The organism is Hamadaea sp., from assembly GCF_013362815.1.
Lineage (GTDB): Bacteria > Actinomycetota > Actinomycetes > Mycobacteriales > Micromonosporaceae > Hamadaea.
In genome coordinates this window covers 1-19,808 of sequence record NZ_JABFVK010000043.1, presented here as the reverse complement: position 1 = coordinate 19,808, position 19,808 = coordinate 1, and the positions used below count along the sequence as shown (strand labels likewise).

The 19,808-nt window shown below is 69.4% G+C and carries 25 protein-coding genes; 12 read left to right on the top strand and 13 right to left on the bottom strand.

Features of this window, described 5'->3' with window-relative positions:
- Positions 1–90 precede the first annotated feature (90 nt).
- The 3 genes from HOV77_RS20290 to HOV77_RS20280 are packed head-to-tail and all read left to right on the top strand — an operon-like array spanning position 91 to position 3,404.
- Entirely contained in the window at positions 91–666 is a 576-nt protein-coding gene (locus HOV77_RS20290; protein ID WP_290864017.1) for a TetR/AcrR family transcriptional regulator, read from the top strand.
- Positions 663–1,961, top strand: a complete 1,299-nt coding sequence (locus tag HOV77_RS20285; protein WP_290864016.1) for an MFS transporter — start codon at positions 663–665, stop codon at positions 1,959–1,961. The genes HOV77_RS20290 and HOV77_RS20285 overlap by 4 nt, the downstream gene beginning before the upstream one ends.
- A gap of 3 nt (positions 1,962–1,964) precedes the next feature.
- Positions 1,965–3,404, top strand: a complete 1,440-nt coding sequence (locus HOV77_RS20280) for an aminotransferase class V-fold PLP-dependent enzyme (RefSeq protein ID WP_290864015.1) — start codon at positions 1,965–1,967, stop codon at positions 3,402–3,404.
- Positions 3,405–3,629: 225 nt separating this feature from the next.
- Here HOV77_RS20280 and HOV77_RS20275 read toward each other — a convergent pair whose 3' ends face one another.
- Positions 3,630–4,472: a site-2 protease family protein gene (locus HOV77_RS20275; RefSeq protein ID WP_290864014.1), complete on the bottom strand. Its 843-nt coding sequence runs from the start codon at positions 4,470–4,472 to the stop codon at positions 3,630–3,632.
- A 30-nt stretch (positions 4,473–4,502) separates the two neighbouring features.
- Here HOV77_RS20275 and HOV77_RS20270 point away from each other — a divergent pair, with 30 nt between their 5' ends.
- Both HOV77_RS20270 and HOV77_RS20265 read left to right on the top strand, forming a co-directional pair.
- The gene (locus tag HOV77_RS20270) at positions 4,503–6,098 is read left to right on the top strand and encodes an NAD(P)/FAD-dependent oxidoreductase (RefSeq protein WP_290864013.1); all 1,596 of its coding nucleotides are present in this window, start codon (positions 4,503–4,505) and stop codon (positions 6,096–6,098) included.
- 155 nt (positions 6,099–6,253) lie between these two features.
- A complete protein-coding gene (locus HOV77_RS20265; RefSeq protein ID WP_290864012.1) occupies positions 6,254–8,278 on the top strand; it encodes a glycogen debranching N-terminal domain-containing protein in 2,025 nt (674 codons plus the stop codon).
- A 166-nt stretch (positions 8,279–8,444) separates the two neighbouring features.
- Here the strand turns inward: HOV77_RS20265 and HOV77_RS20260 are convergent, their stop codons facing one another.
- On the bottom strand, positions 8,445–9,473 hold the full coding sequence (locus tag HOV77_RS20260; protein WP_290864011.1) for a toprim domain-containing protein: 1,029 nt from the start codon (positions 9,471–9,473) through the stop codon (positions 8,445–8,447).
- Positions 9,474–9,516: 43 nt separating this feature from the next.
- On the bottom strand, positions 9,517–9,780 hold the full coding sequence (locus HOV77_RS20255; RefSeq protein WP_290864010.1) for a hypothetical protein: 264 nt from the start codon (positions 9,778–9,780) through the stop codon (positions 9,517–9,519).
- A 214-nt stretch (positions 9,781–9,994) separates the two neighbouring features.
- On the opposite strand from HOV77_RS20255, the gene HOV77_RS20250 reads away from it, so the two are divergent.
- Positions 9,995–10,453, top strand: coding sequence for an NUDIX domain-containing protein (locus HOV77_RS20250; protein ID WP_290864009.1), 459 nt, complete (start codon positions 9,995–9,997; stop codon positions 10,451–10,453).
- Here HOV77_RS20250 and HOV77_RS20245 read toward each other — a convergent pair.
- Genes HOV77_RS20245 through HOV77_RS20225 form a run of 5 tightly spaced genes read right to left on the bottom strand, consistent with a single transcriptional unit; the run spans position 10,450 to position 14,111 of the window.
- Complete coding sequence (locus tag HOV77_RS20245) at positions 10,450–11,319, bottom strand: neutral zinc metallopeptidase (RefSeq protein WP_290864008.1); 870 nt, start codon at positions 11,317–11,319, stop codon at positions 10,450–10,452. The two genes, HOV77_RS20250 and HOV77_RS20245, sit on opposite strands and share 4 nt — an antisense overlap.
- A 30-nt stretch (positions 11,320–11,349) precedes the next feature.
- A complete protein-coding gene (gene menC, locus HOV77_RS20240; protein WP_290864007.1) occupies positions 11,350–12,462 on the bottom strand; it encodes an o-succinylbenzoate synthase in 1,113 nt (370 codons plus the stop codon).
- Positions 12,459–13,151 carry a GNAT family N-acetyltransferase gene (locus HOV77_RS20235; RefSeq protein WP_290864006.1) on the bottom strand — a complete coding sequence of 231 codons (693 nt, stop codon included), beginning with the start codon at positions 13,149–13,151 and terminating at the stop codon, positions 12,459–12,461. Before HOV77_RS20235 ends, menC begins: the two co-directional genes overlap by 4 nt.
- Before the next feature lie 9 nt (positions 13,152–13,160).
- A complete protein-coding gene (locus HOV77_RS20230) occupies positions 13,161–13,784 on the bottom strand; it encodes a GNAT family protein (protein WP_290864005.1) in 624 nt (207 codons plus the stop codon).
- Positions 13,785–13,838: 54 nt separating this feature from the next.
- The gene (locus HOV77_RS20225; protein WP_290864004.1) at positions 13,839–14,111 is read right to left on the bottom strand and encodes a type II toxin-antitoxin system Phd/YefM family antitoxin; all 273 of its coding nucleotides are present in this window, start codon (positions 14,109–14,111) and stop codon (positions 13,839–13,841) included.
- A gap of 58 nt (positions 14,112–14,169) precedes the next feature.
- On the opposite strand from HOV77_RS20225, the gene HOV77_RS20220 reads away from it, so the two are divergent.
- From HOV77_RS20220 to HOV77_RS20200, 5 genes are read left to right on the top strand one after another with little or no spacing between them, the layout of a single operon-like run.
- Positions 14,170–14,775, top strand: a complete 606-nt coding sequence (locus HOV77_RS20220) for an ATP-dependent Clp protease proteolytic subunit (protein WP_290864003.1) — start codon at positions 14,170–14,172, stop codon at positions 14,773–14,775.
- Positions 14,776–14,786: 11 nt separating this feature from the next.
- Positions 14,787–15,080 carry a hypothetical protein gene (locus HOV77_RS20215; RefSeq protein WP_290864002.1) on the top strand — a complete coding sequence of 98 codons (294 nt, stop codon included), beginning with the start codon at positions 14,787–14,789 and terminating at the stop codon, positions 15,078–15,080.
- Between the two features lie 24 nt (positions 15,081–15,104).
- Entirely contained in the window at positions 15,105–15,656 is a 552-nt protein-coding gene (locus HOV77_RS20210) for a M50 family metallopeptidase (protein ID WP_290864001.1), read from the top strand.
- 7 nt (positions 15,657–15,663) lie between these two features.
- A complete protein-coding gene (locus tag HOV77_RS20205) occupies positions 15,664–16,269 on the top strand; it encodes an allophanate hydrolase subunit 1 (RefSeq protein WP_290864000.1) in 606 nt (201 codons plus the stop codon).
- On the top strand, positions 16,266–17,108 hold the full coding sequence (locus HOV77_RS20200; RefSeq protein ID WP_290863999.1) for a biotin-dependent carboxyltransferase family protein: 843 nt from the start codon (positions 16,266–16,268) through the stop codon (positions 17,106–17,108). Before HOV77_RS20205 ends, HOV77_RS20200 begins: the two co-directional genes overlap by 4 nt.
- Here HOV77_RS20200 and HOV77_RS20195 read toward each other — a convergent pair.
- The 4 genes from HOV77_RS20195 to HOV77_RS20180 form a co-directional block, all read right to left on the bottom strand.
- Entirely contained in the window at positions 17,086–17,523 is a 438-nt protein-coding gene (locus HOV77_RS20195) for a hypothetical protein (protein WP_290863998.1), read from the bottom strand. The genes HOV77_RS20200 and HOV77_RS20195 overlap by 23 nt on opposite strands.
- Positions 17,524–17,745: 222 nt before the next feature.
- The gene (locus HOV77_RS20190; RefSeq protein WP_290863997.1) at positions 17,746–18,318 is read right to left on the bottom strand and encodes a Fic family protein; all 573 of its coding nucleotides are present in this window, start codon (positions 18,316–18,318) and stop codon (positions 17,746–17,748) included.
- Positions 18,315–18,632, bottom strand: a complete 318-nt coding sequence (locus tag HOV77_RS20185; RefSeq protein WP_290863996.1) for an antitoxin VbhA family protein — start codon at positions 18,630–18,632, stop codon at positions 18,315–18,317. The genes HOV77_RS20190 and HOV77_RS20185 overlap by 4 nt, the downstream gene beginning before the upstream one ends.
- Before the next feature lie 335 nt (positions 18,633–18,967).
- Entirely contained in the window at positions 18,968–19,126 is a 159-nt protein-coding gene (locus HOV77_RS20180) for a hypothetical protein (protein ID WP_290863995.1), read from the bottom strand.
- Between the two features lie 165 nt (positions 19,127–19,291).
- Here HOV77_RS20180 and HOV77_RS34810 point away from each other — a divergent pair, with 165 nt between their 5' ends.
- Positions 19,292–19,462, top strand: a complete 171-nt coding sequence (locus HOV77_RS34810; RefSeq protein WP_363260658.1) for a hypothetical protein — start codon at positions 19,292–19,294, stop codon at positions 19,460–19,462.
- A gap of 71 nt (positions 19,463–19,533) precedes the next feature.
- Here HOV77_RS34810 and HOV77_RS20175 read toward each other — a convergent pair.
- A partial coding sequence (locus HOV77_RS20175) for a VOC family protein (RefSeq protein WP_290863994.1) occupies positions 19,534–19,808 on the bottom strand: 275 nt, incomplete at its 5' end.

Genomic DNA, 19,808 nt, shown 5'->3' with positions numbered 1-19,808 from the left:
AGGTTCATGATCGCGCAGAAAGGGCGGGGGGTAGAGAGCGCCTCCATCAAACGATTGACGGGGACACCCCGGCGCGGTTAACGTGCGGGGATGGAGGAGAAGGCCAGCCGCGAACGCGTACTCGAGGCGGCGACGCGACTGTTCGCCGAGCGCGGCTACGACGGCACCAGTACGCGGGAGATCGGCCGGGCGAGTGGGCTGAACATCGCCACCGTGGCGTACCACGTGGGTGCCAAGGCGGATCTCTATCGCGAGGTCATGCGGCACGCGTACGAGTTGGAACGAGCGGCCTTGACCGGCGCGATCGAGGAGATGCGTGCGGAGCCCGACCCGGTGGCGGGCCTGCAGTCGCTCGTGGGTCGCTACCTGGACTTCTGCCTGGCGAATCCGCATGTGCCCGCGCTCTGGATGCGGCGCTGGCTCGCCGACGCCGCCGACGTGACCGGCCTGGAGCAGGAGTACGCCTGGCCGCTGATCGACCTCGTGCGCGACGCGATCGAAATTCACGACGACATGACACTCTGGACGGTCATGTGGAGCATCCACGGCTTCGTCCAGGCCGGCGTGCTGGACGCCGACGGCAAGCGGCACGTGCACGACCTCGCCACGGTGGCGCGCTACCGGGCGCATCTCGACGGTCTCGTCAAGAAGCTGGTGACGCAGTGAACAAAGGGCGGCTCGCCGGATACGGCGTGGGTTCGATCGGCACCGGGGTCTTCTCGACCGTTCCGGGCCTCCTCCTGCTGTTCTTCTTGACCGACGTCCTGGCGGTGCCGGCGGCGCTGGCCGGGGTCGTGGTGGTCGCCCCGAAGGCGCTGGACGTGCTGTTCAACCCGATCATCGGCGCAGCCAGCGACCGGGAGGCGGTACGCACCGCCCGCCGCACGAAGCTGCTACTGACCGGCGCGCTCGTAATGCCGGTGGCGTTCGCGACGATGTTCCTGAGCCCGTCGAGCGGGTACGCGGGCGCGATCTGGGTGACGCTGGCGTTCATCGGGGCGTCGGTGGCGTTCGCCGCGTTCCAGGTGCCTTATGTCGCCTTGCCCGCAGAGATGTCCGACGAACCCGACACGCGGCTGCGCATCATGACGTGGCGCATCGTGTTCCTGACTCTCGGCATCCTGATCGCGGGCGGGCTCGCGCCCGCTGTCGTGGACGCCGGTGGCGGCGGCCGTCCCGGGTACGCCCTGATGGGCGGGGTCGTCGGCGCAGTCGTCCTGGCTGCGTGCGTGACGGCGACGCTCTCCACCCGCTGGGTACGCTCCCGGCCGGGCGGCGACGTCCTCGGTCTCGTCGCGGCCTTCCGCCTGGCCCGGGGCAACCGTCCGTTCTTCCTGCTCATGTCGGCGTTCGTGACTCAGGCGGTCGGCATCGCGATCATGCTCGCCGCGGTGCCGTACGTGGCGACATATTGGCTCGGCGACTACAGCCTCACCTCGATTCTCTTCGTATGCGTCGTCGGGCCGAGTGCGCTCGCCGTACCGGTGTGGTCGGCGTTGGCCCGGCGCTTCGGCCGGCTGCGCTGCTTCACCGTCGCGACAGTCGTCTTCGCCGTGGCGGCATTGGTCAACTACCCGCTGGGCGCTGCCGGTTCCAAGTCGGTGCTGGCGGCCGCGGCCGTCCTCGGGCTCTGCTACGCCGCCCTCCAAGTCCTGCCGCTGGCGCTTATGCCCGACGCGATCGTCGCCGACGCTGCGCGTACGGGCCAGGTTCAGGCTGGTGCGTTCACCGGGGCGTGGACCGCGGGGGAGACCGCCGGGCTCGCGGTCGGCCCCGGCCTCTACGCCCTGATGCTCGCGGTCGGCGGCTTCCTGTCGTCCACTTTCGACGAACCGGTCACCCAGCCCGGCTCGGCGAAAACGGCTCTACTGCTGGGGTTCACCGTTGTACCGGCGCTGCTCATGCTGGCGTCGCTGCCCATCCTGCGCGCTTACGGGCGCGCCCGCACCACCGGGAACTGACGAATGTTGCCTGATCACGGCCGATCTTCTGCGGAACTGCTCGAGGAACTGAACACGCTGCGCGCCGCCGACCTGCCCACGCAAGGCGGGCGGACGACGGCGTACGTCTATGACAGTGGCCGTCCTGAGGTCCGCGCGGCGGCGCAGGCCGCGTACCTCGCGATGCTGGAGGTCAACGGGCTCGACCCGACCGCCTTCCCCAGCATCGTGCGGCTCGAGCGCGAGGTGGTCGCGGCGGTCGCGAGCCGGCTCGGCGGTGACGCCACGACGCCCGGGATCTTCACGAGCGGCGGCACGGAATCGATCATCCTCGCTGTCAAGGCTGCCCGCGACTCCCGGCCCGACGTGGCGAATCCCGAGATCGTGGTCCCGGCCACGGCCCACGCGGCCTTCCACAAAGCAGGTCACTACCTAGGGGTACGCGTAAAGCAGGTCCCGGTCTCGCCGACTTCCTTCCGGGCCCTCCCGGAGGCGATGGCCGACGCGATCACGGACGACACCGTCCTCGTGGTCGCGTCCGCACCGTCCTATGCGCACGGAGTCATCGATCCCGTCGTTCCCATCGCGGCTGCTGCCGCCGCTCGCGGGGTCGCGTGCCACGTCGACGCGTGCGTCGGCGGCTGGCTGCTGCCGTGGCTGGCCGACGCCGGAGCCGACATCCCGCCCTTCGACCTCGGCGTCCCCGGCGTCACCTCGTTGTCGGTGGACCTCCACAAATTCGGGTACGCCCCGAAGGGCGCCTCGGTCCTGCTGTTCCGCGATTCGGCGATGCGGCTGGGGGCGTACTTCGCGTGTGCGGAGTGGCCCGGGTACACCGTGATCAACTCGACGATCCAGAGCAGCAAGGGCGCCGGTCCGCTCGCCGGTGCTTGGGCGACGCTCCAGTCCTTGGGCACCTCGGGCTATCGCTCGCTCGGTGCCGCTGCATTGGAGGCAACGCGTCGTGTCGTGCGCGGCATTTCGGACATTCCCGGCCTGCGAGTGCTCGGTACGCCCGACGCCACGCTGGTCGCGTTCACTGTGGACGATGATCCCGGGCTGGATGTCTTCACCATCGCTGACGAAGCACGTGTCCGCGGCTTCTTCCTTCAGCCTCAGCTCAGTTACGCCGGGATGCCCGCCAGCCTTCACCTGACCTTGACCGGGGTGAGCGAATCCGGCGTCGACTCTTTGCTGGCGACCTTGGCTGTCGCCGTTTCCTCTGCACGCTCGCTCGGCCCCGTTTCCACCGATGCGCTTTCGCAGATCGCTTCGCTTGATTTCGCTTCGCTCGACGACGCTGCGCTTGGCGCTCTGCTCCCCGCTGTCGGCGTTTCCTTCGCCGGTGGTACGCCTCGGATGGCTGCCGTCAACGCTGTGCTCGACGGGCTTCCGCCCGCCTCTCGTGAGGCTTTGCTTACTCGGTTTCTTTCGGCGCTTTACAGCCCTGCTCTGGATGGCTGACTGCGGCTTCGTACGGTGCTGGGTTGGAAAGAGCGCGCCGAAGGGGGTTGGGGTGGCGGTTCGCCGTTGTCGATTTGTCCGACTTCCATGATCATGGTCAATTCTGGGGTGTGATAGCGACGCAGAATTGACCATGATCTTGCGTTGCCATGATCAGCGGAAGTTTTGCGGTGCCATAGCCCCGCATTTTCTCCGTTGATCATGGAAAGAAGTAGCGAAGGCGTATCACCAGTGATGGGGAACGTAGGTGTACTCCATCCCGTAAAGGCAGAGAAGAGCGACAGCGAGGTAAGCACCGCCGATAGCCCAGCGCGTACCAGTGGGAACGTCGAAGAAGGCGCTGGTGCGCCCGGCTTTGCGGTCCTTCCAGCGGCGGTAGGTCTCGATGCCGCCGAGGATCAGCGCGAAGATCCAGATCGGGCTGGGGCGCAGGATCAGCATGACGGCTGCGCCCGCCAGTCCAGCGATCCAGAGGGCTGGGTGCAACGCGCCGGCGACTCGGCCGCCGTCGAGGGGGAGTACCGGGAACAAGTTGAAGAAGTTGATGAGGAAGCCCGAGTACGCCAACGCGGTGAGCAGGGGTGATCCGCTCGATTCGGCGGCGGCGAGGACGGCGATCGTGCCGATGGTTCCGGCGATCGGGCCGGCGAGGGCGGAGGCCGCCTCCTGGGCGACCGAGCGCTGCTCGCCTTCGACCTTGACGAACGCGCCCAGGAACGGGATGAACATCGGCGCGCTGGCCTTCACGCCCTGGATGCGGAGCACGATGACGTGCCCGATCTCGTGGACGAAGATCAGCAGGACGAAGCCGATGGCGAACCACCAACCGTAGAAGAGGGCGTACCCGGCGACCGAGAGCAGCATGGTGAACGCCGTCTTGAAGTGCGCGAACAGCCAGACGCCCTTGAGCAGGCCGAACAGTTTGCCGGCCCCGGCGACCTTGGCCGCGCCGGCCGCTACGGCGACGCCGGCGCCGGCCTTGCCCGCACGATCACGCCAGGTCCGCTTCTTCTGCATGACCTGCGATTCGACCTGAGAGACCGTGGGCGGAGGAGGAGGGGGTTCCACGACCGACAAGGTAGCGCAAGACTGCACCTTATGGCGTACCAGATGATCATCATCGGCGGTGGGCACAACGGCCTGGTGGCCGCCGCCTACCTGGCGCGAGCCGGACGCCGGGTCTTGGTTTTGGAGCGGCGGGACGTGGTGGGCGGCGCGGCGGTGACCGAGCGGCCGTTCGGGCCGGATTTCGCGGTGACCGCGCTGTCCTATGTGGTCAGTTTGCTGGACCCCCGGATGGTACGCGACCTGCGGCTGGCCGAGCACGGCTACCACGTGTACCCGCAGGGGCCGTATTTCGCGCCGCGCCGTGACGGCCGCGCGCTGCGGTTGGCCGACGATCCGGCGCAGCGGTACGCGGAGATTGCGAAGTTCTCGCAGCGCGACGCGGACGCCTACGAGCAGTGGGACGCGTGGATGGCGCGACTGGGCGGCCTGGTCGGGCCGTTGCTGAAGGAGATCCCGCCGAAGGTCGGCTCGAAGCGGCCGGGTGACCTGCTGGGACTCGCGCGGATCGGGGCGAAGCTGCGCAAGGTCGACGTACGCGCGGCGTTCGACCTGACCCGGCTGTTCACGTCGAGCGTCGCCGACCTGGTCGAGGACCGGTTCGAGTCGGACGCGATGCGCGGCCTGCTCAGCGTGTCGGGCGTGATCGGCGGCTGGGCCGGGCCGCGCAGTCCCGGGACGGCGTATGTGCTGCTCCACCACCATGTCGGCGAGGCGGTCGACGGGCAGACCGGCGCCTGGGGCTTTCCGCGCGGCGGGATGGGCGCGGTGACTCAGGCGCTCGCGGCGGCGGCTCGCGGGTTCGGGGCGGAGATCCGCACGTCGGCCCCGGTCGCTCGGATCACGACGCGCGACGGCCGGGTCACCGGAGTGGTCCTGGAGGACGGCGAGGAGATCGCGGCGCCGGTCGTCGTCACGACGGCCCACCCGCAGCTCTCGTTCCTGAAGCTGCTGGACCGGGCCGACCTGCCGCCGGAGTTCGTCGCCGACATCGAGTCGTATCAGACCAGGTCAGGCACGGTGAAGGTGAACTTCGCGGTCGACCGGCTGCCGATCTTCACCGCCCACCCGTCGTTCGATCCGTCGGTCTACGGCGGCACGATCGTGCTGGCCGAGTCGCTCGACGACGTGGAGACGGCGTTCCAGGAGGCGGCCGGGGGCCGGCCGTCGACGCTTCCGTTCGCTGACATCTGCATACCCAGCGTCTTCGATCCGACTCTCGCGCCCGAGGGCAAGCACGTCGTCTCGATGTTCACGCAGTGGGTGCCCTTCTCCTATGCGGACGCGGCCCACGACGCCGAGTTGGACGCGTACGCCGACCGGCTGACGGCCCGGATGGAGCAGGTCGCACCCGGGTTCACCGCGTCGATCCTGGGCCGGCAGATCATCGGGCCGCACCGGATGCAGGAGGAGTACGGGCTGGTCGGCGGCAACATCTTCCACGGTGAACTGACCGCCGGGCAGATGTTCCACTGCCGTCCGGCGGCCGGATACGCCGACCTGCGTACGCCGATCCGGGGGCTGTACCAAGCCGGATCGGCGACCCACGGCGGGGGAGGGGTGACGGGCGTTCCCGGCCGCAACGTCGTCCGGCAGATTCGCCGTGATCTGCGGTTCCGTCCCTGGTGACGAAGGGTGCAAGTGTGAGCCACGTCACGAAGATCACCGATCGGGCCGCCGCGTAATGCTGGGAGAGACGATCACCGGCGACTACGGTTGTCGGTCTGCCCCCCGATCACGCCGCAATCCGAGGAGCTGCTGTGCAACCCCTCCTGCATGATCTCGTGAGCGTTGTTCACGCCCCCGCCTCGGTCCTCGGTGGAACCGACGGCCAGCTGCGGCCGACCGGCGCGCAAGGGCTGTTCCACGCCGACTATCGGGTGCTGTCCGAGGCGGTGCTGCGAGTGGACGGTCGCGAACCGGTCGCCGTCACCCACAGCCTGACCGGGCCCGGTTCGGCCGTCTTCATCGGGCTGCTGCCCTGGCTGGGCGACCTCTCGCCGGATCCGACCGTACGCCTGGAGCGCCGCCGCCGGGTGAGCGCCGCCGGGATGACGGAGAACCTGCGGTTCACCAACGCCTCCCACGAACCGGTGACGCTCGGCCTCACCGTCGACCTGGCCTGCGACCTCGCCGCCATCGAGACGGTGAAGTCGGGCGGGCTGACCGCCCCGGTCCCGGCGTACCTCGACGGCGGGCGGCCGGCCTGGCGGCAGGGTGGGCTGGCCGTCACGGTCACCGCGCCGGGCGCGCGGGCCGCCGTCTCGGACACGGGCGCAGCCCTCGTGGCCTGGGACGTCACCATCGGGCCGGGCTCGGCGACCGAGGTGGACTGGAAGGTGGCGGTCAGCGACCCGCGCTCGGTCCTCGTCGAACCGGCCGGACCGGTCGAGTGGGAGCGGCCCGAACTGGTCGCCGACGACCGGCGGCTGACCCGGCTCCTGGAGCAGTCGCTCGACGACCTGGAATCGCTGCGGCTGGCCGAGGCGGGCAGCCCGGGCGACGCCTTCCTCGGCGCCGGGGTCCCGTGGTACTTGACGTTGTTCGGGCGCGACAGTCTGTGGGCGGCCCGGATGCTGCTGCCGCTCGGGACCGAGCTCGCCGCCGGCACCCTGCGTACGCTGGCTCGCCGCCAGGGACAGGCGCTCGACCCGAGGTCGGGGGAGGCGCCCGGCAAGATCCTGCACGAGCTGCGGCGGCACGAGTTCCACGTCGCGCTCGAAGGCGAGGAGCTGTCGCTGCCCCCGGCGTACTACGGGACCGTCGACGCGACCACGCTCTGGATCAGCCTGCTGCACGACGCCTGGCGCTGGGGGCTGGCCGAAGACGCCGTCGAGGAGCTGCTGCCGACCCTGGAAGCCGCGCTGACCTGGCTCGACGAGTACGCCGACCCGGACCGCGACGGTTTCGTCGAGTACCTCGACACCAGTGGGCTCGGCCTGGCCAACCAGGGCTGGAAGGACTCCGGCGACGCCGTATGCTTCGCCGACGGCCGGCTCGCCGAAGCACCGATCGCGCTCGCCGAAGTTCAGGCGTACGCGGCACAGGCGGCGACGAACGCGGCCGCACTGCTCGACGCGTTCGGCCGTCCGGCCGCCGACAAGTGGCGCACGTACGCCGTCGAAATGGCCAAGCGCTTCCGGTCGGCGTTCTGGGTGGACGGGCCGCGGGGAGCGTACCCGGCGATGGCGCTGGACCGGGCCAAGCGGCCGGTCGACGCCCTGACCAGCAACATCGGGCACCTGCTCGGCACCGGGATGCTGACCGCCGAGGAGTCGACCCGAGTCGCCGAGCTGCTGGCGTCGCCGGAGCTGGCGGGCGGCTACGGGCTGCGGACGATGTCCGATCGCGACGGCGGCTACAACCCGTTGTCCTACCACTGTGGATCGGTGTGGGCGCACGACACTGCGATCGCGGTGTCGGGGCTGGCCGCGGAGGGCCACGCGGACGCGGCCGCAGTTCTCACGGAAGGACTGCTCACGGCGGCGGAAGCGGTCGGCTACCGGCTGCCCGAGCTGCACGGCGGCGACGCCCGGACCGACCTGCGCCACCCGACGCCCTACCCGGCCTCGTGCCAGCCCCAGGCCTGGTCGGCGGCGAGCGCAGTCGCGATCCTGCACGCCGCTTCGGGTCTGCGCCCGGACGTTCCCGCCGGTCAGGTCACGCTTCGTCCGCTCGCGGGCGCGCCGCTGGGCGGCTTCACGGTCCGTGGCCTGCGGCTGGCCGGGCGACGTGTCTCGGTCACGGTCGGTCGGGACGGAGCCGCTTCCCTCAGTGGTACGCCCAGCGCCCTGGCCGTCCTCCGCTGACCGTCGTCCCCCGCGCCCTGATTGCGCCCCGCTCTTTGGCGCTGGATCAGGGTTCTCGGTCGAATCTTGACCCATGATTCGACCCGGATCCCTGATCCAGCCCCGAGCGCCGAGCCCCGAGCGCCGAGCGCCGAGCCGTCAACGGTGTGCGGCGAACCGTGCGGCGTCAGGCGATCTCGTTGACGACCCCGGTCATGACGTCGGCCAACGACAGCCCGAGCCGGGCGCTGGCGAGATCGGCCAGATCGGAGCCCCGGGACGGGTCGTCCCGGAAGCACGGCGTGATCGCCCGCCAGACGCGTACGCGAGTCTCGGGTTCGCCGAGATCGAGCGCACCCCCGAGCCGGTCGAGAATCCGGTCGAGCCGGGCCAGCTGAGCCGGGCGGAGCGCGCCGAGGACGATCCGCAGCGCGTCGGCGGGACCGTGCCGGACCAGCAACTCCGCGGGGTCGGTGCCGTCGGGCAGGGTCGCTATGTCCACCGGCCCCGCCCACGTACGCAGTAGCGGCAGCCACCGCTCGAACGCGTCCCGCCCGGCGTCGTCGCCATCAAGCAGGAGGCTGAGCGAGGCGGTCGGCCCGATCGTCTTCCGCAGCAGCCGCAGGTGGTGTTCGGTGAGCACGATCCCGCACAGCGCCACGGGCAACAGCTGTTCGCTGGCATGATCATGCACCATCCGGTGCACCGCGATGGCGTCGGCCGCGCCCTCGACGACGAAGACCCGGATCGGGCGGCGGTCCCGGCGTCGCCGGTGCGCCAGCTGCAAGCCGAGCCCGAACAGCGCCTCTCCCTTGTGATAGATCGAGGTCGTCGGAGTGTTGAGGTACTTCGGCGCATCCGGGCGGCCGGACAGATCCCGCCCGGTGAAGCCGATGACGTTGCAGCGCTGGTCGTGGATGGGGAAGACGACCCGCTGCCGGAGGCAGTCGATGAGCCGGCCGGTCCGCGACTGTTTGACCAGCCCCGCGGCGAGCAGTTCGGCCGGGGTGAACCCGAGCCCGGTCAGCCGGTCGAGCAGCCCCGTCCAGCCGGGCGGCGCGACACCGGGCTGCCACCACGACCCGGCCGCCGCCTCGATGCCCCGTTCAGCCAGGTAGCGCCGGGCAGCCGGAACGTGCCGGAGCTGGGCGGCATAGAACGCCGCGGCGGCCCGGTTGGCCGCCAGCAGGCGGGATGTCGCGGGTACGAACTCCATGGCGCTTTCCATGTTCGCACATGTGTACGAACACGGAAAGCGTTCAGTCGAGTGAGCGACGCATCGAGTAGGTGACCGCGTACAGGCGGTGAGGTTCGCCGTGGTGATAGACGGCGCTGCGGTCGTACGCCTGCCAACCGTCGGCTCCGGCTCGGTTGAGGTGACGCAGGTCGTCGAACCGTTCGTCAGTGCCCCAGCGCTGCACCCCGCCCGGGTGGTAGAACACGGCGTCCCAGTCCAGGAACCGGTCGTTGCCGAGCGTTCCCGCCGAGCGATACTCCAGCCGCGCGTACTCCCAGAGCCTCATGGCGTCCATTGTGCCCACTGCCCGGGCCGCCCGCATGCCCGGGCCGCCCGCATGCCCGGGCCGCTCGCATGCGATGCGGAACTGGGTGGTACGTCATGCACGCCACCCGAGCCCGGAGAGGTCGCTGACGTACCACCCGACCGACGCCAGGCGACCCCCGCGATCGCGGGGGTAGCGTGCTCGCCCGGGGAGACCGCACGGGCACGGGGAGATCATGGACGAGGTGCAGGATCGGACGGCGGCACGCGTACTGCTGGTCGACGCGCGCGACCGGGTGTTGTTGCTGCGCGGCTGCGACCCCGCCCGGCCGGAGACGTTCTACTGGGTCACCGTCGGGGGTGGGCTCGACGAGGGCGAGACGTACGCCGAAGCCGCCGTCCGGGAGCTCCGCGAGGAGACCGGCCTGGCGCTGACGGCTGGCGACCTGCGAGGCCCGGTGTGGACCGAGGTCAGCGAGTTCTCGTTCGACGGCGTCCACTACCGCCAGCGGCAGGAGTTCTTCGTCGCCCGGGTCGATCGGTGGGAGCCGACCCGGGACGGGTTCGACGAGTACGAGGAGCGGTTCGTCGATTCCTTCGGCTGGTGGTCGGTGGCCGATCTCGACGCGCTGCGCGACGAGGCCGTCTTCCCGGCCGAACTCCCACGGCTCCTGCGGGATGTGGTGGGGCCCTAGGCGCTGGCGGTATCGCAGGACTTCGGGTCGCCGGACTCGTAGCCGGTGCTGAACCAGTGCTGGCGTTGGGCGGCCGAGCCGTGGGTGAACTTCGACTCGTCGACGTGCCCGGTCGTCTTCTTCTGGATGGTGTCGTCGCCGACCGCCGCCGCCGCGTCGAGCGCGGATTGGATGTCGGCCTGCGACAGGCTCTTGATCAGGGGACGGCCGCTGGCGTCGGTAGTCTGCGTCGCGTGCTTGGCCCAGACTCCGGAGTAGCAGTCCGCCTGCAGCTCGATGGGCACCGAGTCACCCGAGCCACCGACGGCGGCACCGAGGAGATTCTGCACGTGGTGGCCGTACTCGTGGGCCAGCACGTACGCCTGCGCGAAGATCCCGCGAGCGCCGAACCGGTTCTCGAGCTCGTCGTAGAACGACAGGTCGATGTAGACCTTGCCGTCGGGCGGGCAGTAGAACGGGCCCACCGAGGCGTCCGCCTGACCGCAGCCGGTGCTCACCGCCTGGCTGAAGAAGACCGTCTTGGCCTGCTGATACTTCTTGCCGAAGGTGCCGGGCAGCGCGTCTTGCCAGTAGTCCTGGATCGACGTGACGAACAATGCGCTGCGGCAGTCGGGCTCGTCCAGCCGATTGGGGTTCGACGCCGCGCACTTCTCCGCCAGGTTGCTGGAGCCGCCGTCGTCGCTCAGCATGTTGCCGCCGAGCACGCCACCGCCGGCGATCGCGACGATGAGAAAGATGATGGTCACGATCCAGCCGCCGCGGCCGCTGGGCAGCGGGATCGGCATACCGCTCAACCCGCTGCCGCCCGCGCCACGGCGGTCTTCGATCTGACCGGTGTCGATCTGAGCGTCCTTGTTGAGGTCCACGCCGAACCTCTACCCAGGACACGCGATCGTTTATCGTGCCAGGTTCAGCACCTCGGTCGAGGTGGTCGCGTCGGTCAGCGCGTCCGGGTCTGGATCGACGCCGATGCCCGGGGCCGCCGGGACTTCCAGCTGCCCGTCTACCAGGACGAACGGCCGGGTGATGTCACGGGCGTAGTAGCGGTTCGACGCCGACGTGTCGCCCGGCAGCGTGAAGTTCGGCAACGCCGCCAGTGCCACGTTCGCGGCCCGTCCGAGGCCCGTCTCCAGCATGCCGCCGGCCCACACCGGCACACCGTTCGCCGCGCACACGTCATGGACGCGCCGCGCTTCCAGATAACCGCCGACCCGCCCAGGCTTGATGTTCACGATCGAACACGCGCCCAGTGCGATGGCGTCGGCCGCGGCCCGCGCCGAGGTGATCGATTCGTCCAGGCACACAGGGGTACGCACAACGCGCGCCAATTCGGCGTGGCCGCGTACATCGTCCTCCGGGAGCGGTTGCTCGATGAGCAGCAGGCCGAACGGGTCCAGCCGGGCCAGGTGCCGGGCGTCGGCCAGGGTGTACGCCGTGTTGGCGTCCACCTGCAACAGGATGTCGTCGCCGAACCGTTCGCGTACTGCCCGGACCGGATCGACGTCCCAGCCCGGTTCGATCTTCAGCTTGATCCGGAGATAGCCCTCGGCGAGGTACCCGGCGACCGCGTCGAGCAGTTCCGGGATCGAGTCCATGATGCCGACCGAGACGCCCGAGGGGACTGCGGGGCGTACTGCGCCGAGGTAGGTGCCCAACGACGTCCCGGACGCCCGCAGCTGCGCGTCGAGGACGGCGGTCAGTACTGCGGCCTTCGCCATCGGATGCCCCTTGATCGGGGCGAACGCGCGCTCGACCAGGTGCGCCTCGGGATTGTCGACAGTGGACAGGATGGGCGCGAGGAAGCGGCGGATCACGTCGGCCGCGCCCTCGACGTATTCCGCGGAGTAGAGCGGCTCGTCCATCGCGACGCATTCGCCCCAGCCCTCGGCGTCCGGCCCGTACGCCCGGACCAGCAGCACATCGCGGGCGTGTTCGACGCCGAACGACGTACGGAACGGTGCCACCAGGGGCATCGCCACTCGGCGTAGTTCGATCCCGGTCAGCTTCATTCCGGCTCCTTCAACGCGTACGCCCCGTCTTCGGTGAACCCGGCGACGGTCCAGCCGGTGGCCATCGGCTCCTGCAGTCCTTCGCGGACGGCGTACCGCCAGCGCTGGGCCGCCGCCGGATCGGCCGCGCGCAGGCCCTCGATGTCCGGGGGCGTCGGTACGAACCGGGTGGCTCCGGCGACCTCGGGCACTTCGGTCGGCTGGTCCAGTTCCCAGCAGACGTAAAGCCGATCGCTCGGTTCGCCGGTGTTGATGCCGTCGGTCAACGCGCCGTAGAAGTCCTCGAGGTACTCGGTCGCCACCGCGCCCAGCTTCCGGAGATTGAAGTACGCGTTTCGGCGTACAAGTGGATCGAAGGTCCACCGGATGCGGGAGATGCCGTGGCGCAGCGACCATTCGCGTTGATGGTGCTTGAGGGCGTGACCGACGCCCGCGCCCTGGCCACCGCGGACCACGCCCGTGACGTGCGAGTGGAGGTGGTCGTCGCCGCGGAAGGCGACGCTGGCCCCGACCAGCTGCCCGTCCCGGTACGCCCCCACGACGTAGTTGCCCGCGTGCGCGAGGGCCCGCAAAGTCGACAGGTTGAGGATCTGGTCGGCGGAGTCGGCGGCCCAAACTCGGCGCAGCAGCTCGGCGACGTCGCTCAGCCGGTGGACGTCGTCCAGCTCGGTGATCGCCAAGTCCGCCATGGTCGGATTTTAGGCGGTGAGCCACTCCAGGCACTCGGCCAATCCGTCGATCTCGACGCCCAGCCCGCCGTGGTGCTGTCGCCAGGTCTCCACCGGCATCCGCATGCGGATCATGTCGTCCGCGCCGTCTCCGTCCAAATGGCGGTAGACGCCGTTGGGCAGGTAGCCGAGGCTGCGCGAGACGCCGAGCGAGGCGGTGTTGTGATGCCAGGCCTCGGTCTCCGCGACTACTGCGCCGAGGTGGTCGAAGGCGAGCGACAGCACGGCGAGCCGCATGCGTTTGCCGATGCCTTTGCCGCGCGCCCCGGAGACCAGCCACGACGCCGTTTCGACCGTACGCAGCCGGCCGAAGTCGTCGGCCTCCAGCGTCTGCTCGCCGAGGATCCGCCCGTCCCGGAGCACCACGAACGGCAACGTCCACGAGCCGGGGCGCGAGTCCGCGCGATTACGCCAGTACTGCTGGTAGACGCGGGCCGTCCGGTCGAGCCGGGCGTCGCCGTCGGCGCCCGGAAGCGCCGGGTTGAGCTCGACGTCGTCGGGGAGCGTCGCCGCCAGCGCGGGGAGATCAGCCTCGGTCGTCGCCCGCAGGGTCAGCTCGTCGACGGTCAGCTGGAGGTGAAGGAGCGGCTGCATGACCGCCATTGTGCGGCCGGGTTGAGCTTCGTGCGCCGCCTTTCCCGGACCGGCTCACCGCGGATTCCCGCCCGGTGGGCGGTGCTCGGCGGTCAGGCCGAACTGACGCCGGGTCGGGGCCGCCTCGGCAGCGGACGACGTCTCGCTGGTCACCCGGATGACGGGCTGGTCGGCGGCCTCCAGGCGGGCCAGGTCGGCCGCGGAGACCAGCGCGACGAGCGGCTTGCCGTGCCGCGTCACGACCACCCGTTCGCCGCCGTAGACGACGCGGTTGACGAGGTCGGCGAACTCGGCGCGGGCCTGAGTCACCGGGACTTCATGGGTCACCCCTCAGATGGTACGCTCTGTACAGAACTTACGTCCTGTACAAATTTGGAGCTTCGTGATGAGCCACCTCCCGATGATCAGCGAGCGGACCGCGCGGTCCGAGTACCTGATCGATCCGTACTCCAAGGCCTTCGGCGACCGCGTGGTCTTCCTCGGCACCGCCCTCGACGACCAGACGGCCAACGACGTCCTCGTCCAGCTCCTCTACCTCGACGCCGACAACCCGGGCCGCGACATCGGCGTGTATCTCAACTCGCCCGGCGGTTCGCTGACCGCGATGCTCGCCGTCTACGACACGATCCGCAGTCTGGCCAGCGATGTGCAGACGGTCTGCGTGGGCCAGTGCGGACCCGAGGCGGCGATGCTGCTCGCGGCGGGGGCGAAGGGCAAGCGCATGATGCTGCCGAACGCACGCGTGATCCTGCACCAGCCGTCGCTCGACGTCCGTCAGGGCGCGACCCAGGATCTCCAGATCGAGGCCCAGGAGTTGCTGCGTCAGCGGACCGCGCTGGAGACCATCCTCGCCGAGCACACCGGGCGGACCGTCGAGCAGATCCGCGCCGACCTGTCCCGGCCGAAGGTGCTCGACGGCCCGGCCGCCATCGAGTTCGGGCTGGTCGACGTCGTGCTCGCCGATCGGGCGACGCTTCGGACGGCGGGCTGATGATGGCCGAGATGCTGCGGATGCCGGCCCTCACCCGGGCCGAGGCCGACGTCGTGGACGCGTACGTCGCCGTCCTGGCGAGCCTCGCCCGGGTCAATCCGGCCCGGCAAGACGAGACCTACGGAGCGCTCCGCGCGGCTCAAGCGCTGGTCAGTCAGGCGACCGCGCTTCGCGACGCGCTCGCGCTGATGTTCCAGCGCGGTGAGACCACCGTCCATTCCTCCACATTGGTACGCGCACTGCTGATCCTCGACGCGGAGAAGTCGATCGACCGGCTGTCTGTCGGCAACCAGGCAGCGATCTAGGGTTCGACGGCAGCCAATGTATGCATGACCGACTCCGACCTTCCCGTCTGGAAGCTGCGCCTGACCGACCTCTGGTGGCTGCTGGCGTACCCGGCGTACCAGATCTTCGGCACGATTCGCCACGAGGGCAGCCACGCCCTCGTGGCGAAGCTCGAAGGCGCCGACGTCACGAACTTCGTGTTCTGGCCGCAGACCGACATCGGCCGGTTCACCTGGGGCTACACCGAGTGGACCGGCAGCACCGGGTGGGCCACCGACGCCGCGCCCTACTTCTGCGACCTGATCTGGTTCGTGGGCTTCTTCTTCCTGCTGACCCGGTTGCCGATCCGCAACCATCTGCTCTGGCTCAACCTCGCAATCATCGGGCTGTTGTCGCCGCTGGTGAACTCCTTCGTCCAGTGGATGGCCGGGATCTTCGGCAGCCCGGAGACCGACGTCGCGAAGTGGCTCGGCGCCTGGCCCGACTTCGTCGTGCACTTCTACTTCTTCGTCACCGTGACGGCGTACGTGGTCGGGATCGTCGCCGTGACGCTCCGGGTCCCCAAGGTGCTCCTTCCGGAGGCGGTCCCGGCATGATTCAGGGGTGAGGATTCTGCCGGTCGGGCTGACCGGGTGGCTGGTCGAGGCCGAAACCGGCGACGCCGCTGCCGCGCTGTATGCGTACCTCCGGGAGCGGTCGCTGCCGCAGGTCGCCGATCTCGTGCCCGGGGCGCGATCGGTGCTGCTCGACAGCGCCGGGCTCACCGAGGCTGCGCTGCGGGAGGCGCTTTCGGGCTTCTCGCCGGACGTCGCTCCGGACTTCTTCGGCGAGGCCGTGGAGATCCCCGTTCGGTACGACGGCGAGGACCTCGACGACGTCGCCCGTTGGGCGGGCTGCTCACCGGCCGAGGTGACCGCGCTTCACACCGGGTCCGACCTCCGGGTGGCCTTCTGCGGGTTCTCGCCCGGGTTCGCGTACCTGACGGGGGTGCCGGAACGGCTGCACGTGCCCCGGCTGAGCCGTCCGCGTACGGCGGTGGACGCGGGGAGCGTCGCCGTCGCGGGTGGCTACACCGCCGTCTATCCGCGCCGCTCGCCCGGCGGCTGGCGCATTCTGGGACACACGTCGGTACGCCTCTGGGACGAACGGCGTACGCCACCGGCACTGCTCACCCCGGGTACGCGAGTCCGCTTCGTGGCGGCGTCGTGATCCACGTCCTGCGGCCCGGTCTGCTCAGCACGATTCAAGATCTCGGCCGTACCGGGCTGGCTAGCCTGGCCGTACCCCGCTCCGGCGCGGCCGACCGGGATGCTCTGCGGCTGGGGAACCGCCTCGTCGGCAATCCCGAGGAACTGGCGGGCATCGAGACCACCGTGCTCGGCGCGGATTTCCGGTTCGACTCGGCCTGCTGGGTCGCCGTCACGGGGGCTTTGTGCGGCGTACGCGTCGACGGGCGACCGTCGCATGTAGACCGCCCGGTGTTCGTGCCGGCCGACGGAGTGCTCTCTCTGGGAGCCGCGCTCGACGGCGTACGGTCCTACCTGGCCGTGGCCGGCGGAATCGCCGTCGAACCCGTGCTGGGCAGCCGATCCACCGACACCCTGTCCGGCCTCGGCCCACCCCGGCTGGCCGTCGGCGACCTCCTGCCGTTGGGCACTGCTTTCGGCGTACCAGCTGAAGTTGATTGGACGCCTCGGAGCCGTGCGCCGGCGGCGGTACGCCTATTGCTGGGGCCGCGCGACGACTGGATCGACCTGACCGCGCTGGGTGACTACGTCGTGACCTCCGCGAGCGATCGTGTCGGAGTACGCCTGCGCGGGCCTGCACTGGCGCGGACCCGGACCGAGGAGATCCCGAGCGAGGGCATGCTCCCTGGCGCGGTCCAAGTCCCGCCGGACGGCCAGCCGGTGATCATGCTCGCGGACCACCCGACGACCGGCGGCTATCCCGTCGTCGGCGTGGTCCACCCGGCCGACCTCGGCCTGGTCGCGCAAGCCCGGCCGGGCGCCGTCCTGAGGTTCGAGCTCAGCCGGCGATCGCGTTCCTGACCAGCTGGAACGCCTCGTACTCGGCCTTCTGGTCGACCGGCAGCTGGTAGAACGCGGCGGTGATCTTCGGCACCGACGGGATTACCGACAGCCGGAACTTCTGGCCGTCCTTCGTGGACACGACGAAGCGTCCCTGCAGATCCCGCCGCTTGACCGCGCCCCGGTTCTCATCGGTGATCGTCACCGGCGCGCCGGCCGTGACCTGGCCGCCGTCCTCGTCCACGGGCACGATCACCAGCTCCGTCCGGCCGGGCTTGAAGCCGACCGCGTAGTTGTAAACCGTCGTGCTCTGATAGACGATGAAGTTCCGCTGCTTCATGTCCGAGGCGTACACCTTGGTGTAGCTCGAGCCGTCCGGCACGACCTGGTCGAACGCCGCGTGGATCGCCGCCTTCAGCTCTTCCTTGCTCGCCACTTCTCCTCCTGCTTGCGCTGGCTTGCTTCGCTTGCGATCGGCGGATCCTATTGGGAGGGCGCGCTATTAGTCCACTTTGGAGTTGGTGGCTGTTCATGATCAGCGGAGTTTTCGCGGGGTCCGGCCATGATCAGCGGAGTTTTCGCGGTGCTATCACACCGCATCCGCTCCGTTGATCATGGCGGGGCGCGTCACCAGCCGCACTCGCCATTCGGTGTGCGCTCACGACCTGATCATCGAGTCGAGCATGTAGCGCAGCGGTTCGTTGTCTCCGCGCAGAGCGGCGACCGAGGCGGCGACGTTGACCTCCGGATCCAATCTCGACCAGTCGATCGGCCAGGATGCCATGCGACAGAGCTGGTGGAAGAACGCCCGCTGCGTACGTCCGTTTCCCTCCCGGAACGGGTGGATGGCGTTCACCTCGGCGAAGTAGTGGGTCAGTCGATCGACGAACGACTCACGGCTCAGCGTCCGCAAGTAGTTTTCCTTGGCGAGCGCGGAGAACACCTCCTGCGAGTAGGTCTCGATGTGCTGGTGTACGCAGAACAGGTCGGTCTTGGCGATGTTGACGCTCCGGACTTCCCCGGCCCAGGAATAGATGTCGCCGAAGATCTCGCGGTGGAAGGCGCGCAGATGCGCGAGGTCATATGAGCCCGGCAATACACGCACTGCCAGGTCGGCCAACGCGACGGCGGTGAGATCTGCTTCGACGGTCCGTAAGCGATCGGAATCGGTGATCGCGAACCGATTGCGGAGAATGCCCGTGTCTGGGTCGGTGTACGGATCGGCGATCACGGCAGGTCGTGCAGTTGGCGTACCAGTGTGCGCATCTCGGCGGCGCTGATTTCACCGCGGGCCCAACGCTGCATGATCTGCTGCGTCTCGTCCGACACGTCCAGGCCTTCGGCGCGCACGGATGCTGTCGCCTGGGTCGCGGCACTCGACCGCTCGGCGGTCAGCTCGTTGAATACGTCGACGGAGATCACTACCGCTTCGGTTTTGCGGTGTGACCCGACCCCCACCGGCGTACGCTCCCCGTGACGGAATCGGTCAAGCAGGCTGGGAAGCTGTTCGCGCGCTTCCCGGACAGACAGCGTCTCGATGAGCATGGATCGAGTGTATCTGATTGTGTACACATTTTGTGTACTTGTAGGAGTGAGACCAGGACGGCCAGCGTCACGCCGGCGGCCGGAGCACCGGCGACAGCCGCCGCCTCCTTAGCGCGTTCACCAGTAAGCTTCCAGAACTTGCCCTCATGCGGGATCTCGAACGGAAACACCTTCCAGCCGATCGCGCCCACGACGATCGAGGCACACAGCAGGAAGACCCTTTGTGTCATGCCGAGCGCGACGAACTGTACGACCAGCAGAACAGCCAGCCCTACGGCGACGGTGAGCATGTCCTTCCGTCTGCGTGCAGCGCCCTCCCTCGATGAAGCCATCATCTAACTCCACCCGGAGACGACGGCACGCAGGCCGGTCGCCGACGTGGAAACGTTGGGCGCACCGTCCGGGCAGCTATTCGCCGTGGTGAAGATGCCGCCTGGTGCTCCGGCCGTGTACACAGTGATGATCTTTCCGTAGGTGGCGGTAAACGGGCTCATCCCAATCGAGGGTGTAGGTGGGGTCTGAAGCCGCCGGTCTCGAGCACGTCGTCGTAGGCCGCGCGCCAGCCCCGCAGCCGGGCCGCCGGCACCCCCGGGGGAGGCTGAGCAGCTGGTGGTGGATCCGACGTACGTCGGCCGCGATCCGCTCGATCGGAGGGCCGGCTGGTCACCCCACCCTTCGCGGCCCTCGCGGCGAGTCGCCTCCGTCCGGGGGGCGTGTGGCGGCTGGCCACCGACTGGGCCGACTACGCCGAGCAGATTCTGGGGGTACTCGATGCCGAGCCGGGCCTTCGAGGGTGGCGTGGTCGATCGCTGGGCCGAGCGGGCCGGTGACGAGGTTGGAGCGCAAGGGGACTGCCGCCGGCCGCGGCATCGCCGACCGGGCGCAGCGCGGGTCGGGTAGGTCAGCCGCCCCCGGCGATGTTGACCAGCCACGAGGTCCCGAACCGGTCGACGCACATCCCGAACTCGTCGCCCCACGGCTGGGTGGCCAGCTCGACCGTCACGGTCCCTCCGTCCGACAGCGCCTGCCAGTAGCCGCGCAGTTCCTCGGTGTCGTCCCCGCCGAGGCTGACCGCGAGGTTGTTCCCGGGCCGCAACGTCTCGCCCGGCAGCATGTCGGCGGCCATCAGCGTGAGGCCAGACGCTGTTTCCAGCTGGCCGTGCATGACCTGGTCGC